Source organism: Paenibacillus sp. F024 (assembly GCF_057814255.1).
Genome location: NZ_JBVASZ010000028.1, coordinates 30,363 through 47,626, shown reverse-complemented (window position 1 = coordinate 47,626; position 17,264 = coordinate 30,363). Strand labels below are relative to the sequence as shown.

Genomic DNA, 17,264 nt, shown 5'->3' with positions numbered 1-17,264 from the left:
CTTTCGTCGATACGCTTTTACGCACAGATTTCGCCATACGCAAGTATCCTAGCTACGCGGGGACTTGGCTCCTCCCGCGACCGGACTTTCACCGGCTAGAAGATGCGTGCTTAGCTGGGCACGCCGACCAGAAAAAGGCCGTCGATCTGATCGACGGCCTGATCATCATAAGGATGATCACTGCTTCAATACTGCCAGTAACCGTTTGGCATCACCGGCTGGCGTACTGATGGTTTCATAAATTTTCAGCGTTACAGGGATTTCCAGCTGATCCGAGCTCACATTATCAAAATTAATGATCTGGCTCCCGCTCATCAACCGGTTATCTCCTGCCAGCGTGTAAACCTTGGAGGCTATCCGCGTGCCCTCGTTATTCTCCAACTGCATATACAGCTTCGGATTGCTGGGATCTACGATCACCTCATCGGTTGTATGCACGTCAAGGTCCATCTTGAATTTATAGTTAAAGGCGTATGCCCGGGTCGTAGGATTCGCCATCGTAACGGCGGATTCAGACCAGGAAGACAGCTTCAATTCAAAAGGATAGAATGTAAGCAAAGTCGAATCCGCTGCAGCCGGATTGACCGCCACACTGGTTTCAGCTATCGGAAACTTATACGTTTGCTGCCCCTGCTGCTCCATAAGACGGAAGGTAAATCGGGGCGCATCCTCAGATAACGGTACGGTAAAGGTATACGTGACTACTGTCCCCAATCCGGGCAGCACCTCCTTCACTGGGCTCACAATCCGGCTGCCGCCATAGGTGATCCCCCGGCCATTCTGCAGCTCGGCCGTCACATCCGGAACAGAAATCGGGCTTCCGCTCGGATTCATGTATTTCAGCTGCGCTACTGCCGTCTTGAAGCTTTGCCCCTCATTTTCGAACCAATCCAAACTCATCAACGAGACGCCTAACTGTGGACTGACCGCTTGGCTTAGCGAATCTATGGCGATGGGGGTGCCAAGCTCATATGCCGGCAAGGCCATCGGCGCTCCGTAAGAGTCCGGAAGCCTGAAGCCGATCCGTCCCGTATAATAATTCATGGGCGCCGTTTGTCCTGGCTTCAAGAAGCTTTCAGGCGTTAGAACATAGAACGCGGTAAGCTGCTTGTTCAAGTCGGTCGTGACCGCATAATGCAAATACTTCTTTTCCCCGGGATTGAGGACAACGGGCTCCTGCTCGATTCGCTTCCCTACAAACGTTTGTCCATCCGCTTTTCCCCCGAGGGTAAAATCCGGAACGGTTTCCGTATAGCTGCCCGGGTTTTGTACGATGAGCTGAACCATATAGGTCGGCGCTTGTCCTGTAAATTGTCTGTTCAATCGCGAGGCCGTATATTTCAAAGCGGAAGATTCCCCCGGAACGGAGAACGTGACCCCCCAATTTCCCAATAAAGCCGGATCCTCAATGACAGCGTCTTTACCTCGCCATACGATCGATCCGATGGGGGCATCGGCCAGCAGAGTCTCCTGCTTCGGGTACACCTTCTGATTGACATCAATCCAGAGCATATCCGTTACATTCAGGTCCGTTTTCACTTCGATCTCGGTCATATAGCTTAATTCGACAAAGCTCTGAGCGGGAATCGAACGCGGGTTGCTTGCGCTTGGCTGCAGGGTATACACCGTGCCGTCCGACGCTTTGATCCGAAGCTCATAATCAGGGATCCGAATCGCGGAGCCCGATGTGTTCTTCAGCTTCACTACAGCACCCATGCGCCAGCCGGCGGTTGTCTTTTCCTGCAGCACGCTTTTAACTTGGGCTTGTGTATTGTCCGTAATGTCGTAGCTTGGCATAGCCGTGGTCAGCGTTAATGCTCCTGTACCGGATGACTTCGTAGTTCTGGAGCCCGGTATATATTGCTGCTTCGCCTCGTAAGAAGAGGTAACCAACAGATCGCGGGTGGCGGCAGAGGTTCCTCCGAATGTTCCGTCCGCTGCACCGCCCATCAGCTTTAATTGGATCGCCAGAGCAGCGTAGCCTTTGGCCCAGTCCGAAACGGTCGGGTCGTTTAAGCCTGCAGGCGATTTGGCTTCAGCGTCTTTATTCAAGCCGCGGATCAGGAAGGCGGCCAGCTGTTCCTTGGTCACTTCGCCAGCCGGATTGTAAGCATTCTGGGCGACACCGTCCGTAAGATTAGCCTCTTTGAGCGCTTCAATATAAGGCAGGGCATAGCCGTTAGCCGGGTCGTCGGCGCTTACGTCGCTAAAGCTGGAGGATTTCAACGAAGCGTCCACCTTCAGGCCGAAAATCAGCGCAGCTACCTTTGCGAATTGAGCGCGGTTCATTTTGTCCTTCACACCGAATCTGCCGTCCTCTACACCATCAAAAATACCTGCGGATATCATTGTGTCGTATTTGGCTTTAACAGAAGCGTCCAAATCCTTTAAATCGCTGAAGTCAGCGGATGACTTCGGTGGATTGGCGCCTAACGCCGCGGTTGAAAACATAGACAACGCTATAGCCGTTGCCAGCAGTAAAGAAATACGTTTCTTCATTTGAGTAAACCTCCCGAAATCACTTGCTGCAATCACTTTTTTACTACAGGGGCTTTTTTCTTGCCGCTCAAGAAAAACACAAACGGAATACAAAGAAATGCAGGGATGGCCGAGATGTAAAATGTATCGGCGATCGAACGGACCAACGCTTCTTTTTGCATAATGCCGGCCAAGTATGCGGCTGCGGTTCCCGATGCCGTCGCGAGATCCACCGCCCAGGAATAAATCGCTCCGGAGAGCATGGAAAGCGTATCATTGGCCGTAATGGAATCGGCAGACACGCTGTCGGATATATGCTGGTAATGAAGGATTTGACGGTTGCTCATGATCGCGGCAAAAAGCGCGATCCCCAAAGACCCGGCCACCTGACGGCAAACGTTGGACAGCGGAGAAGCGTTGCCGACCTGCTGAGGAGCCACGGCCATCATGCCGGCTGTGGTCAGCGGCATCATACAAAGGCCGATTCCTATTCCGCGAATCGTTAATATGAGATTCAGCCAATGATTCGGTGTATCGGTCGTCAAATGATGCAGCTCTATCGTCATGATCCCCAGGAGAGACAAGCCTACGACACCTAAAGGAACGATCCCGAACCGGTCCGCCAGCTTCCCGCTAAGCGGCATCATCAAAGCCATGGCAATCGACTGGGGCATCATGAGAATGCCCGTCTGCATCGCAGTAAGCCCTTGAATATTTTGCAGATAGAGAGGCGTTAAGAACGTGCCTCCCATCATCCCCATCATAACCAGGCTGCCCGATATCACGCTGATTGTAAATTTGATATTTTTGAAAATTTTCAAATCGAGCACGGGCTGCTCCACTCCGAGCTCTACCCACAGCAGCAGAAGAAGGCTGAAGAAGGCAACAAACAGCAGGCTGACGATGTAAAAAGAGGTCCAACCTTCAGCTTGGCCTTTGCTTAGGGCCAGCAGCAGCGATCCAAAAAAGATCATGGAAAGCACTGCGCCGGCCGTATCGAATTTGAGCCCTTCTTTGCGCGGCGCGTCTTTCAATAGGATCTTACCGAGTACAACGGCCAGGATACCGATAGGGATATTGATAAAGAACAACAGACGCCAGCTGTAGTATTGAATCAAATATCCGCCGAACGTCGGCCCAAGTGCGGGAGCTACCATGGCGGCAACGCCCCACAGACCGATCGCAGTACCAACCTTCTCTCTCGGAAAGGTCGAATAAATGATGGACATCCCGATCGGCATAATAAATCCGCCGGCGAAGCCTTGAAGCACACGAAATAAGATGAGCGAGCTGTCGCTCCATGCAAGCCCGCAAACCACCGAGCCTATGGTAAAGCCGGCAACCGAATAAACAAATACGGTTTTGTTCCCGAAACGCGCTCCCAAAAAGCCGCACATGGGAATGACCATGGCGGAAGCCAGCGTATATCCGGTGATGACCCACTGCACCGTATTGATATCGGAGCCGAATACCGCGACGAATTTATTCATCGCTACATTCATCAGACTGCTGTTCAGTACAGCGACAAAGGTGCCCATCACGATGGCGATCAAGGCAAACCACATCCCGCTGTCACCTGACTTTTGTTGATTATCCGCCGATGCATCGGCCATAGCTGCAAGCACCTCCTATTGAGCCTTCACCTTGGTGCCGTCCGTCAGCTTATCGTCAGGATTCACGATAATTTGTTGATCCGCCTTGATCTTGTCATTCGGCTGTACATAGACCCAATCCTGATTTTTTTCTTCCGTCTTCACTTCCACCAGACGAGCCGTATCGTTATCCATCGTAAAGAGATATTCCTTATTCTCTTTTTTCACGACGGCGCTTTTCGGCACTTCAATTCGGCTGTTTCCGGTACCGTCAAAATGGACTTCGGCCACCATACCGGCAAACAACAGACCGTCCTTGTTATCCACCTTTACTTTGACCGGGAATGTATTGCTGTTCGGGTTGGAGACGGGACTTACAAAGGAGATCGTGCCCTGGAACAATGGATCGGGCATGCTTTGAACCTTCACGCTTACAGGTGTCCCTACGCTCACTTTGGTAATTTGACTGTCCGTGACGGTCAGCTCCACTTGCACCTGATCCATATTGACCAAAGAGATGATCGGCACCCCAGGCTGAGCCATCTCGCCCGGTGATATGCTTTTCTTCACAACGACCCCGTCGATCGGTGCCGTAATCGTCGCATTGTTCAGGCTGCTGTTTGCCAGCTCCAGTCCCGCGTTTAACCGGTCAACCTCCGCCTGAAGCGCTTTGAGCGTATTGTCCGTAGGTCCGATCCGGGCCTGTTCAAGCTTGGCCTTGGCCGCCTCCACCTGGGCCGCCGCCGCTTTTTGCGCGGCCTGAGCCTGCTGGTAGCCTGCCTTGGCTTTCTCATAATCAAGCGTCCCTTTATCCAGATCCTCCTGCGTCACGCTGGAGCTGCTGTCAAACATATTCCGCAGGCGGTTATACGTTGAGGTACTGAGGTCTAAAGCTGCGCTGGCCTGCTGCAGAGCGGCCGTTGCTTGCTCATACGCGCCCTGCGCCATATTCACGGCGCTCTCGAGTCCCTGTATCTCCTGCGTGCGGGCTCCGGCCTGCGTATCGGCCAGCTTCGCCTGCGCTGCGGCCACGCCGGATTGTGCCTGCTTCACCTGCTGCTGCAGGTCGTCGGTTTCCAGCTGAACCAGAACATCGCCTTTTTTCACCTTATCGCCCTCCTGCACATTCACCCCGGCCACTTTACCGGCCGTCTTCGAGACGATTTTGATATCTTGATCGGGAATGATTTTACCGCTTAATCCGGGATCCGTGAATTGCCCAAGCTTGATGACCTTGACGGGCACGCTTGCGGTATCCGCACTGCTTGCGTCTAACGTAGAGCTGCATCCCGGCAAAATGCCGACGACCGCCATCGTAAGAACCGTCGGAACGATCCATTTATGTACTCTTTTCATCGCTAACTAACCCCTTTTCAGTTGCTTTTCAAATGAATTTTGATCGTAGTGCTCATTCCCGGCGATACATCCAAACCCAGCTGATCGTCAATAGAAATTTTGACGGGAATGCGCTGGGTGACCTTGGTAAAGTTACCGCTCGTATTCGTTGAAGGAAGCAGCGAAAAGGTGGAAGCCGTGGCCTTGCTGATTTCTTTTACATGACCTGTCAGAGCTTTGCCGGGGAACGTATCCACATGGATATCTACCCTTTGTCCTTCATGGATTTTATGAATCTCCGTTTCTTCAATATTAGCCGTTACGTATAATTGCGCCTTATTCACTACCATGGCAACGGTTTGACCCGGAGAGGCGACTTCCCCTGCTTTAACCAGTGTTTTAATGACCGTGCCTTCAATGGGAGCTCTTAATGCCGCTTGATCGAGGCTGCTCGTAGGCAAATTATTGCTGTCCTGCTGTCCGATAATTTGATCCGCCAGAACATGATCCCCTTCATTCACCTGCAGCGATATCACCTTGCCTGTAATGCGGGGCATGACTTTGTAAATATCTCCGGCAAGCCTGGAGTCATCGGTCGAGACATAATTTTGCCCTTCATACCAGAAGTAACCGCCAATCCCTCCTCCAACGACCACAAGGGCCGCTAAAATAACATACAATACCGCTTTGCGCTTCATGCCTTCTCCCCAACCTTCATTTCTATTTGTTTGTTCAGCAGTCCAATGGATTTCACAATCATATTCAGTTCATGCTCCGGCAGGCCGCTCAAAAGCTCGGTAAAAAACGTTTCCTGAAACACCGAGCTTCCCGCCATTTTTTGCTGCAGCTTTTCCGTTTTGCGGATCCATACCATGCGGCGGTCATGTTCATCCCTTTCGCGTTGAATCCAGCCATCCCGTTCCAGCCGATCGATAATGCCCGAAACCGTACTGTAGGACAGCTGCACCGCATCGACAATCTGCCCGATCGTCTTGGGCTCCTTATAAATTTGATGAAGAGTCATCCATTGAGGAGGCGTTATGCCGTTATCCCTCATCGTTTTGCTTAAAATTTCATTGTGGCTTCGAATCAAATCCTTCATCAGCCTGACGATCTCACTCTCCAGGCCCATCGTTTCACCCCCCCATGCAAGTTGTTTCTATATTACAGAAATAGTACTTATAAATATTTTAGAACTATATATTTCGTGTCACTAAATTTTTATATATGAACTATACCAAAAAAAGCCGTAGTTGGAAATCCTGAAATAAAGGCATTTTTCCTCAAAAAGATGCATTTCAAGCGATTCATCACATCATTCTCTCACCGATTGACATGATGTCACTTTCCTGCTGAATGTCACTGCCGTTCATCAAAAAAGAGGCCTTAAAGGCCTCTCCTACAGCTTCCTATTTTATTGAATGATGGTGAGTATCGATAACCCAAGGATGGCGACAATCAACAGGTGAATCCCGTTAGCGCGAACCCCTGCGGTAAGTCCCGTAGTACCGGACAGACGGCTTACCAATAAATTTAACGGATTCACCGGACTGAGTACGGCTGAGATAGACCAAGCCAGCATGAGCAAAATCGCGAGCGCAATGGGAGTGGTCCCCAAGGCCTGGGCATCCATTTGAGTGACAAGCGCAGTCACGATGACCATCGGATGAATGCCTATAAAGGTTACGAAAACCACCGTAACAATGACCGATATCTCGAAAATAAAAAATGACTGTTGAGCCAAGCTGATCAAGGCCCATTTAATCCCGCTTCCAAAGGTGGTGCCCTGCAGAGCGTTCCCTAATAGTCCTGCGCTGGTAAACAGTACGATTTCATTATTCATAATAGGTACGGACCGTTTCCGAAACTCGGTCCATTGGGCACCCAGCCGTCTCCAATCCTTGGATAACATCCCCCAGCATAGAGGGAAAGAAATGGCCAACAGGCTGACGATAACAAGCATCGACCAATGGGTCAGAGCTTCCAATAGAAAGGTCGTACTCATCAAAAGCACGACAATCAAAACCAATCGAACCAGTTTTTGACGATAGCTTCTGTCATGTGATTCTTCTGCGGGCGCAGCTTCCTTGAAAGAATCCAGGCTTAGGGGATGACGTTTGGACCAAATCGCAAACAATGCATTTCCGATCAGGAAAAAAAGAAGGGCAAAGCAGATGCCGTAAGCCATATATTCGACTGTTGGAATCTTCAAGTAATAGAGCACCAGGGCAACGGATGCAAAATAGGGCGACCACAGCATGGTTGTCGAAAATCCTACCAAATAGCTTTTGGCCAGCATCACAGGAGGAAGCTTTAGGCCTTTAAGCAGTTCATCGACGATGCGGATCGAACCGATATTCAAAATCGGACCCAATACAAACAACACGCTCGTAATTCCCGCGAAAAGCTTACGGGGATGGTGCAGCAGGCCTCGCAGCAGCGTATCGATGGCATCAAAATATCCGCCAAGCTTTAACGGTATGGAAAGCAGAGGCACCAAAATGACGAGGGTCAGCAGAGGAAGGTTCATCGATATTCCTTCACTTACGCCATCGAACCCTCTTCCTTTTTGAAACTCCACAGCGATGCCGGTAATCAGCATGCAGATCCCAAACCAACGCGGTACAGTACTGGCCTGCGTAGCACTCCCCATAAAGGCAGCCAGTGCCATACAAATGACCAGATACTCCAGCCATTGAGCGTGAACAAAATATTGGATGAGGAATAATCCGCACATGCCCAAAATCAAATAACTTCGCACCAGGTATTTCGCCTCCAGCTTTCATTAAGAAAAAGCCGGTTTTCTTCTGTTAAGAATCCCGGCTTTTGGTTATATGTTTTGATTCAAAGAATCATGATTTCACGAATATGGTTTTGATGGACGTATAAAATTCAATGGCCGCCTGACCTTGTTCACGGGAATGAGAGCTTGATTGCTTCATACCGCCAAATGGCGCCTGCAGCTCGACTCCGGCCGATTCCGCATTAATACGAACCAGGCCCGCATCCATCTCTTGGATAAATGATAGCATATTTCCGATGTTTTGTGTGAAAATGGAGGCACTTAACCCATATTTTGTATCATTGGCCGCTTCCAGCGCTTCTTGTATGGTATCCACCTTGATTAAAGCAAGCACCGGACCGAAAATCTCTTCCTGAGCAATAACCATATCGCGGTTTACATTTTCGAATACGGTTGGCTCAACATAGAAGCCGTTTTCCAAGCCGCCATCGGTAATCCTCTTTCCGCCTGCCACAAGAACGGCTCCTTCTTGCTTCCCCTTCTCGATATAGGATAATACGGTTTTCAATTGACTTTCACTGGCGCAAGGCCCCATCCATGTATCACTGTTTAGTCCGTCGCCGACTTTAATTTCTTTCACTTTAGCTAGCAGCTTTTCTTTAAATTGATCATAAATTTCACTTTGTACAATGACACGGCTGCTTGCCGTACATTTTTGTCCCGTGGAACGAAGTCCGCCGCTGATGGTTGCTTCGACAGCCAGGTTGAGATCCGCATCCGCCGCAACGATAACAGGATTTTTGCCTCCCATTTCAAGCTGATATTTGGCCCCCCGGGCTACGGCGCCTTGAGCCACGAGTTTACCGACTTGGTCAGAACCTGTGAAGCTGATCCCTTTAATATCGTTGTGGTCAATGATACCCTGCCCGATCACGGAGCCGGCACCGGTCACCATATTGAGCACGCCCGCAGGAAAACCTGCTTCAGCGAAGCATTCGATCACTTTGGCCGCCGTTACGGCTGTTTCTTGTGCAGGCTTGAACACTACGGCATTACCATAAATCAGTGCAGGAGCGATTTTCCAGATCGGAATCGCTACAGGAAAGTTCCAAGGCGCAATAATACCTACCACACCGAGGGGAACGCGATTGGTGAACATCAGCGCTTCGCTGTCTGTAGACGGTATCACATCTCCAACCTTACGCATGCCTTCACCCGCATAGTAGCGAAGAATCGCTACGCCTCTGGCCGTTTCGCCTTTGGCTTCAGGAAGCGATTTGCCCATTTCTCTTGTCATCGTTTCCGCAATGTCGTTGAGACGGGCTTCAATTATATTGGCCGCTTTGAAGAGATAATCGCCTCGGGCGGCGCCGGAAAGCTTTCTCCATTTAACTTGAGCTTCCTTAGCCGCTTGAACCGCCTGATCCAAATCCGCCGCCGTCGATTTTTGAATATAGCCTACCACTTCCTGTACATTGGCAGGGTTCGTGCTCTTATCCACTTCACCTGAGGAAGAAGCCGTCCAGCTTCCATTAATATAATTCAAATAAGTATTTGTTTTGGTTTTCTCTCCAATAGTCATCTGTATTCCAACCCTTTCTATGGCATTCATAGGTAATGACAAACGATGATTAGTCCACTAAAGTCACCTGGGCTCCATATCGCTGGGCTGCGCTTAACAACTCGGCATGAATTTCCTTGGACAATGCGATTCCGTTTTTGCGTGCTTCCTCGGCTCTTGCATATTCCAGATCGCCTGGCATATAGACTTTATCAAAGCCTTTGGCCGGCGCGCTGTCACGAGTTTCACGCTCTTTATCCCCCATACGTTCAAGGAACGCATCGATCGGCATCATGGCATTGACATTGAGGGCTGCAAACATGTGTCCCAGATTTTGCGGAACCGGATCATCATAAAAGCGCGGGATTTGTGCGCCGTATAGCGCTCCGGTCAATACTCCGGTTAAAATGTCCACCATAATAGCCAGGCCGGACCCTTTGGCTCCCCCGAAAGGCAGCAAACTTCCTTTTAACGCCTCATGAGGATCGCTTGTTTCCTGCCCGTCGATGGTAATGGCCCAATCCGTCGGAATCGGCTTGTTCATCTTGGAAGCCAATGTGATTTTGCCTCTGGCCTGATTGCTTGTAGCCATATCCAGCATAATCGGCTTGCCGGATGGAGACGGCACCGCAATCGAAATCGGATTCGTACCCAGCGTAGGAACCTTGGAGCCGAATGGAACCATAACAGGAGAAGTATTCGTCATCGAGATGCCGATCATTCCCTGGGCTGCAATTTGAGCCGTCCAATAGGCTGCTGTGCCGTAGTGATTCGAATTCCGGACGCCAACCCAGGAGCTGCCGTATTCCTTCGCTTTCTTGACCGCAACGTCGACGGCTTCCTGGGATACGATCTGACCCCACCCGTTGCCCGCATCAAGCAGTGCGGTTGTAGGCGTTTCGGAAACGACGGTGATGTTCGTTTCCTTGGTCACCAGGTTATTGTCCAGTCTGACCAGGTAATCGTTCAATTTGGAAACACCGTGTGAATGAACGCCTGTCAGGTTGGCATGCACAAGCGAATCTGCGATAATTTCCGAATCACGCCCAGGAATCCCTGCTGCGATCAATACTTGTTTACAAAACGCCGTTAATTTTTCCGGAGATACTCGAATATCGGACATGGTTTACTTTAGCTCCTTTATTTGCTGGATTCGATGGCTGTTTTTTTAGGAAAACGATCTAACGTATGCTTCAAGATGCTCTCCAGCTGAGCGTAATGCTCTTTCTCGACCGGAATCAGCGGCGCCCGCACCTTACCGCCGACAGGTAATCCCATGATCTCCATACCGGCCTTGATTAAAGAAACGGCATAGCCTTTTCTTTGTTTACGAATGTTGTTGATCGGGAAAATCACTTCTTTATATAGCTCATTCAGTAAAGAATGATTATTTTCTTGGACGGCGTTATAAAACATTCTCGATATGTGAGGAATATAGTTCGAAATAGCCGATGTATAAGCGGTATAGCCTAACGGGACATAAGCCGGGTAAGTCACTTCGGCAAACGGCATGCCATTGATCCAGCTCAAGCGGTTGCCTAAGGTCTGAACGAACTCGATATTGCTCTCCATCTTCCCGAAGCCGTCTTTAAGACCGATGAACTGGGGAAGCTCGGCTAATTTAGTCAAAGTACCCAATGATAATATGGCATTGTCGCGTTGATAAACAATGGCATTCAAATCGGTAGATTCGATAATGGTCTTAAAATATTCATATAATCCGGATTGTTCTCCGTTGATTAAATAAGGAGGCAAAATTAAATATCCGTCCGCCCCTTTGGCTTGCGTGATGCGTGCCAATTCGACAGCGTCTTTGATATTTCCCCCAACGCCGGTGTATACGGGTACTTTTCCCTTGCTCAGCGAAACGGCAAGCTCCACAATCGCTTCATATTCGCTGCGTGTCAACGATTGAAACTCTCCCGCGCCGGCCGAAACGTAAATCCCATCCAATCCTCCGTCAATCAAAAAGTTAATGTTTGCGGCTAATGCCTGTACATCCAATTGATCGTTGTCTTTAAAGGGGGCAACGGGAAAGCCCAGAATCCCTTTGATTTGATTAGCAGGTTTACTCATTCGTGCTCCATTCCTCTCCATATATCTGTTGTTATGTTATGGTCCGAATCAAATGCAATCTCAATAGGATCACCCCATACTTGTAAGCGGGGATCCCCCTTCATATCCGCCAAAACCGATTCGGATACCAAAATATTTTCCAATTCCAATGTATTTTTGATCCATACTACCCTCGGATTTTGAAGATCGATATGGTAACACGTTCTCAATGCGGTGCTTATGGCCTCCCGGTCATTGGACATAATGACTGGAATTTTAGCGGAATCCAGAACTTTGGACGTAATGACGTTGGCATAGGTATAGCTCAGATTGATTTGTTCAAAAACCCGTCTGGTGATCACATCGGCCACGCCAATTCCACAGGCATTTCCTTTCGTTTCCTTTGTTAATCCACGAACGAAAACCCGCTCAATTTGAGGCGCATTGAATTTTTGCGGAGCTTTCGAAGCGGCCCGTCCTGTGATGTTAGGATCCATTCCCGAACCGCTGATGTTTTTGCCTATTTCATTGACCATAAGCAAATCCACTTGTTCCGGTACAATTCTGGGCATGTATTTTTTCGCTTGAACAAGCAGCTCTTTATCTTTAAGAATCAGCTCATCCGGTGTGACGGCTTCGATATGTGCTGTCTTGTCGTAAGCATTCTCCAGGACTCCAATTCCAAAAGCGATAGGCGCATGCTTCAGATAAATCTCTGCAACTTTGGGCAGCAAAGCGGGCATATGGGCAAGCGGATGCTGATGAATCGCCAGCGTCCCCTTGTGCCGGCCTAAGCCGATCGCCATCATTTTTAACAAGCCGCTTTCATGATCTCCCTTAAAGCTCGTATGAGGCTTTACCCGATTGATGAAGACAATGGCATCGGAATGATAGGATGCTTCATCCAGGTAAATGGGGGTGCCGTCATCCAAGGTGCCGATCTGAACGACATTCATGGAGTTCAGGATGGGAACACCCATGCTTCCTTCCGTAATGCCCAATTCCGCCAGCATCTTGATCTGGCCTTCTGCGGTTCCGCCTCCATGGCTTCCCATAGCTGGAACAATGAACGGTTTGGCTCCCCATTCCATCAGTTGATGGACTAGTGTAACCACCAGTTTGGGCAGATTCGCAATTCCCCTGCTCCCAACGCCTACGGCGACACGGGACCCGGCTTTAATCGAACTTCTTATCGCTTCTTTGTTCAGTTCCTTTCTCATTTCGCCTTCAATATCACCAATCGTTGGCGCTTCAAACACTTGACGTACAGGTATCATTCTCGGAAGCGGAACGAAATTGCTTAATTCACCTGTCAACATTGGCTTGCACCCTTTCGTCCGTTACATAATGAGGGTATATCATCCCTTATATGCCGGAGATGACATACCCTATATCCTAATTCCGATTACTTGATCAGGCCGATCTTCTTCGCAACCTCACCGGTGGATTTATACGTTTCTTCGGCAATTTTCTTGAAATCCTCCGGACCGCTGTAGGCCGGGGAAATTCCGATCTTTTTGAAGTTTGCAATAACTTCAGGGTCTTCTAAAGACTTTTTGAAGGCATCATGCAAAATGGTCACAACTTCTTTTGGAGTTCCCTTCGGAGCGACAATACCCGTCCAAGCGTTGTATCCGGTATAGCCTCTTTCAGCAAGCAAAGGCGCATCCGGAATCGCATCCGATTTGGTGGTACCGATATTGGCCAGAATGCGCAGTTCTCCGGCATCCACTTGCGGCTTGGCTTCATGAACCTGTACAACCGCGCCTTTCACATGTCCGCCGAGCAGCGCAGTAATTGCAGGCGCAGCACCATCATATGGCACGTGCTTCAATTTTAGTCCATCTTTCAACGCAACGGCTTCCAAATTCAAATGCTGCGTATTTCCTACGCCCGGAGTAGAATAAGTAAATGCGTTCGGATTGTTTTTCGCATAATCCAACCATTCATCTACGGTTTTCCAAGGTGCATCCGCTTTCACAACCAATACGTGAGGTACAGAGTTTGCGATCAAAATCGGTTCAAAGCTGTCAAAGGAGTACGGTGTTTTACCGTAGTTAGGCTGAATGGATAAATTTCCAATCGTCGCCATGGAGATCACATAGCCATCCGCTTTGGATTGGGTAAGACCGGTCAATCCGATGGTGCCGCTGGCGCCCGGTTTGTTTTCCACAACAACGGAACCGTTATTCGGGAGATATTTGGAAACTACGTTTGCCAATGTGCGCGCCGTTATATCCGTACCTCCGCCGGCGGCATAAGGAACGATCAGCTGAATCGGTTTTTCTGGAAACTTGGACTTCGGAGCTTCAGCTGCGTTGGTGGATGCAGCCGGAGCTGTACCTTGAGTCGTGGATGCTCCTGTACCGCACCCTGCCAATACGGAACCTGCGAGTGCTACTACAGACAATGCGGAGAGAATCGTTTTGTTTTTGCTTTTCATTTGGATTTGCCTCCCTTTTTATGTTTCATGCCTGCCCATCAGGTTTGAAGTATTCGTTTTTTTTGTGTATACTTCACTTGAAATTGTTTTTTATATCTTCTTCTTCACCTCCTGTTACATGGTGTCAGCCTGCATGACTGGACACCATGTAACAGGAGGTGCTTTTTCATTGTCTGTGCATTACAGTGAAACCTTAACTCTCTAGGTCTGGCTTTCTTTTCTTTGCTTTAATATTTTTTGTCTTACGTAATCCAAATGACGGTACATTTGGGCAAAAGCTTCGGACGGCGACCTCTTTTTCAATGCTTCGTAAATGGCTGTATGGTGTTCAACCGCAACATCCCGTTCTCTAAACTGGATATTTTTACTCATCCGGTCAAAAGCCATCAAGAGGGAATCGATCATGCCTTCCAGAATGTAATTGTTTACGCTAAAAGCAATGATACGGTGAAACTCTTTATCCACTTGCGAATAGTCCCCCGGATGTTCGGAAAGAGCCTTAACCGTCCGGTAGAGCTCATCTAGCTGCTGATCTGTGATTTTCTCGGCAGCCAGCGTGATCATTCCCAGCTCCAGTCCCATCCTGGCCTCGATAATGGAGGGCAAATCATCTCCTGCCAGAGACAGCATATTCGTGTACGGTTTACTGCTGATTTTTTCTGAAAAATAAGTACCGTCCCGCGTTTTTCTATGAATGATCCCCAGGGATTCCAGGGAACTCATAGCCTCGCGCAATACAGGTCTGCTGACAGACAGCATCTTCGTCAATTCCGTTTCGGGATACAGCTTATCCCCGGGCTTTAATTGTCCGGAGACAAGAAGCTGGATGATTCTGTCCGCCACTTCTTTTGCCAATGTTTTGCGAGGAACAGAATCCAGCACGATTTCTTGATTTTTCTTAATCAATTCATTCCACCTTCTTTTTTATTTGCCATACATTAAAATTGTATGACAAATAAATCAAAATTACAATTACTTCTTTACATTTCCACGTCGCTGGCCAGCAAGCCCTTCTTATTCTTTACGCCTGCATAAATGCTAAAAATTAGAATAATAAAAGAAATGGACAACAGTACGAGTGAAATCGGTCTGGTAAAAAATCCAAGAAAACTTCCTTCAAACAAAATCATCGATTGCAGCAGCGAGCTTTCCAGTAATTGTCCAAGTACAAAGGTTAAAACAATAGGTGCCATTGGGATATCGAGCTTTTTCATGAAATAACCCAAAACTCCGAAAATCAGCATAAGCCACACATCAAACAAGCTGTTATTTACACTAAATGCGCCAAGAATAGCGACTGCAAAAATAATCGGGTATAACAGCTTCGCGGGAACCAGAGCGATTTTGGCCCATACGCCGGCTAAAGGTAAATTTAAAATCAATAGAATCAGGTTCCCGATGAACATGCTTGCAATGATTCCCCACACGACGTCGGGATTGTTTTGGAATAACGTAGGACCTGGAGTTAAACCGTGCATGATAAAGGCTCCGAACAACACGGCAATCGTCGGTGAGCTCGGGATCCCTAAAGTGAACAACGGAATTAACGCCGCTCCGCTGTATGAGTTGTTCGCTGTTTCCGGTCCGGCAACCCCTTCGATGGCGCCTTTTCCGAAACGCGACGGATCTTTTGCCACTTTTTTCTCGAGAGAATAAGATAAGATGGCCGGAATGACGGAGTTTGACCCCGGTACAAGACCCACCAGGAAGCCTAATCCGGTTCCTCTTCCGATTGCGGAAAGCGTCCGTCCCCATTCATCGCGGCGAGGCAGCAGCCCTTTTACTTTTGGCGGCGCTTCCAACTTGGTGATATTCTCCATGCCGATCATAATTTCGGAAAGACCGAACAAGCCCATCGATATGATGACAAAATCAATGCCGTTCATTAAATTCGGCTCGTCGAACGTAAACCGGATGGCGCCGGAAACGACATCCATGCCGATAAGAGCCAAACACAAGCCTAATAGTGCGGAGATGATTCCTTTGACAATCGATTTGCCCATCAGACCAACTACCGTGATCAGCCCCAGCAGCATGAGGGCAAAAAATTCGGGCGGACCAAACCGTAACGCGAATTGAGCTAAAGGCGGCCCGATCACAACGAGCCCAATGATGGAAACGGTTCCGCCGATAAACGAACCAATACCGGCAACCCCTAAAGCGGTCCCCGCTCTCCCCTGCTTGGCTAGAGGATGACCGTCAAGACACGTGATAACGGAAGCCGCTTCCCCCGGCGTATTGATCAGAACGGAGGTAATCGTCCCGCCATACATCGCCCCATAATATATACCTGATAGCATGATGATGGCTGAAACCGGCTCCATAGAAAACGTGACGGGCAGTAAGATCGCAGTACCTGTCGTCGGGCCCAATCCCGGAAGCACGCCGACCAGCATCCCGATTGTAACTCCGATTAAACAATACAGCAGGTTCGATAATGTAAGCGCTGTTTCAAAACCTTGTATTAACTGCAGCAATGAATCCATTGAATCCTCCTACCATCCCAAGGCATTAACCGGAAGCGGGATATCGAGAAATGTGTGAAAGACGACAAACAAGCATAAAGAAATGATGATGGCAATGATAAGACCCGAATACCACTTAAATAATCTCCTCAGGATAAAAAACAGCATGAGGGTACAAGCAAGAAGAAACCCTAAATATTCAACGACGAAAAGAAATACAACGGCTGAAGCCAACAATGTGATGACATGCCCTAAACCAGTTCCCGTTGGAAGAATTTCCGAAAAAGAAATGTTCTCCTTCAAAGAGCTGATGATATAAATGAATGAGAAAATCCCCAATCCTCCGCTCAACCAAATTGGAAAAAATCCAGGTCCGGGCCCCGTATCCGTGTAATAATCCAATTGAAGGGACTGCCAAAAAATCACTGCAGAAAACAGCACCATCAATAAGCCCATGTAAACGCTGGCATTATTTTTTACCACGTGATCACCTCCTGATGTCTAGTATTTTAAGCGTTTTCATATCCAGCTAAGTCATATTGTAATACAAATTGAATAGTAATACAATACGTTTTTTTTGAATTATTCCGAT

14 protein-coding genes are annotated in these 17,264 nt (G+C 48.7%); all 14 read right to left on the bottom strand.

Annotated elements, in window-relative coordinates:
* Window positions 1-177: 177 nt before the first annotated feature.
* Window positions 178-2,499, bottom strand: coding sequence for an S-layer homology domain-containing protein (locus ACZYR9_RS21800; protein ID WP_488980560.1), 2,322 nt, complete (start codon window positions 2,497-2,499; stop codon window positions 178-180).
* 32 nt (window positions 2,500-2,531) lie between these two features.
* A complete protein-coding gene (locus ACZYR9_RS21795; RefSeq protein WP_488980559.1) occupies window positions 2,532-4,091 on the bottom strand; it encodes a DHA2 family efflux MFS transporter permease subunit in 1,560 nt (519 codons plus the stop codon).
* A 15-nt stretch (window positions 4,092-4,106) separates the two neighbouring features.
* On the bottom strand, window positions 4,107-5,426 hold the full coding sequence (locus ACZYR9_RS21790) for an efflux RND transporter periplasmic adaptor subunit (RefSeq protein ID WP_488980558.1): 1,320 nt from the start codon (window positions 5,424-5,426) through the stop codon (window positions 4,107-4,109).
* Window positions 5,427-5,443: 17 nt separating this feature from the next.
* On the bottom strand, window positions 5,444-6,103 hold the full coding sequence (locus tag ACZYR9_RS21785) for an HlyD family secretion protein (protein ID WP_488980557.1): 660 nt from the start codon (window positions 6,101-6,103) through the stop codon (window positions 5,444-5,446).
* Entirely contained in the window at window positions 6,100-6,537 is a 438-nt protein-coding gene (locus tag ACZYR9_RS21780; RefSeq protein ID WP_488980556.1) for a MarR family winged helix-turn-helix transcriptional regulator, read from the bottom strand. Before ACZYR9_RS21780 ends, ACZYR9_RS21785 begins: the two co-directional genes overlap by 4 nt.
* Before the next feature lie 282 nt (window positions 6,538-6,819).
* The gene (locus tag ACZYR9_RS21775) at window positions 6,820-8,166 is read right to left on the bottom strand and encodes a hypothetical protein (protein ID WP_488980555.1); all 1,347 of its coding nucleotides are present in this window, start codon (window positions 8,164-8,166) and stop codon (window positions 6,820-6,822) included.
* A gap of 91 nt (window positions 8,167-8,257) precedes the next feature.
* A complete protein-coding gene (gene gucD / locus ACZYR9_RS21770) occupies window positions 8,258-9,730 on the bottom strand; it encodes an alpha-ketoglutaric semialdehyde dehydrogenase GucD (RefSeq protein ID WP_488980554.1) in 1,473 nt (490 codons plus the stop codon).
* Between the two features lie 49 nt (window positions 9,731-9,779).
* Window positions 9,780-10,832, bottom strand: a complete 1,053-nt coding sequence (locus ACZYR9_RS21765; RefSeq protein ID WP_488980553.1) for an Ldh family oxidoreductase — start codon at window positions 10,830-10,832, stop codon at window positions 9,780-9,782.
* 17 nt (window positions 10,833-10,849) lie between these two features.
* Window positions 10,850-11,785, bottom strand: a complete 936-nt coding sequence (kdgD, locus tag ACZYR9_RS21760; protein ID WP_488980552.1) for a 5-dehydro-4-deoxyglucarate dehydratase — start codon at window positions 11,783-11,785, stop codon at window positions 10,850-10,852.
* Window positions 11,782-13,083, bottom strand: a complete 1,302-nt coding sequence (locus ACZYR9_RS21755) for a nickel pincer cofactor-dependent isomerase, group 22 (protein WP_488980551.1) — start codon at window positions 13,081-13,083, stop codon at window positions 11,782-11,784. Before ACZYR9_RS21755 ends, kdgD begins: the two co-directional genes overlap by 4 nt.
* Before the next feature lie 86 nt (window positions 13,084-13,169).
* Window positions 13,170-14,207: a Bug family tripartite tricarboxylate transporter substrate binding protein gene (locus ACZYR9_RS21750; protein ID WP_488980550.1), complete on the bottom strand. Its 1,038-nt coding sequence runs from the start codon at window positions 14,205-14,207 to the stop codon at window positions 13,170-13,172.
* Window positions 14,208-14,408: 201 nt separating this feature from the next.
* Window positions 14,409-15,110, bottom strand: a complete 702-nt coding sequence (locus tag ACZYR9_RS21745) for a FadR/GntR family transcriptional regulator (RefSeq protein WP_488980562.1) — start codon at window positions 15,108-15,110, stop codon at window positions 14,409-14,411.
* Between the two features lie 77 nt (window positions 15,111-15,187).
* Window positions 15,188-16,693: a tripartite tricarboxylate transporter permease gene (locus ACZYR9_RS21740; RefSeq protein WP_488980549.1), complete on the bottom strand. Its 1,506-nt coding sequence runs from the start codon at window positions 16,691-16,693 to the stop codon at window positions 15,188-15,190.
* Window positions 16,694-16,702: 9 nt separating this feature from the next.
* Window positions 16,703-17,155: a tripartite tricarboxylate transporter TctB family protein gene (locus ACZYR9_RS21735; protein WP_488980548.1), complete on the bottom strand. Its 453-nt coding sequence runs from the start codon at window positions 17,153-17,155 to the stop codon at window positions 16,703-16,705.
* Between the last annotated feature and the right edge of the window lie 109 nt (window positions 17,156-17,264).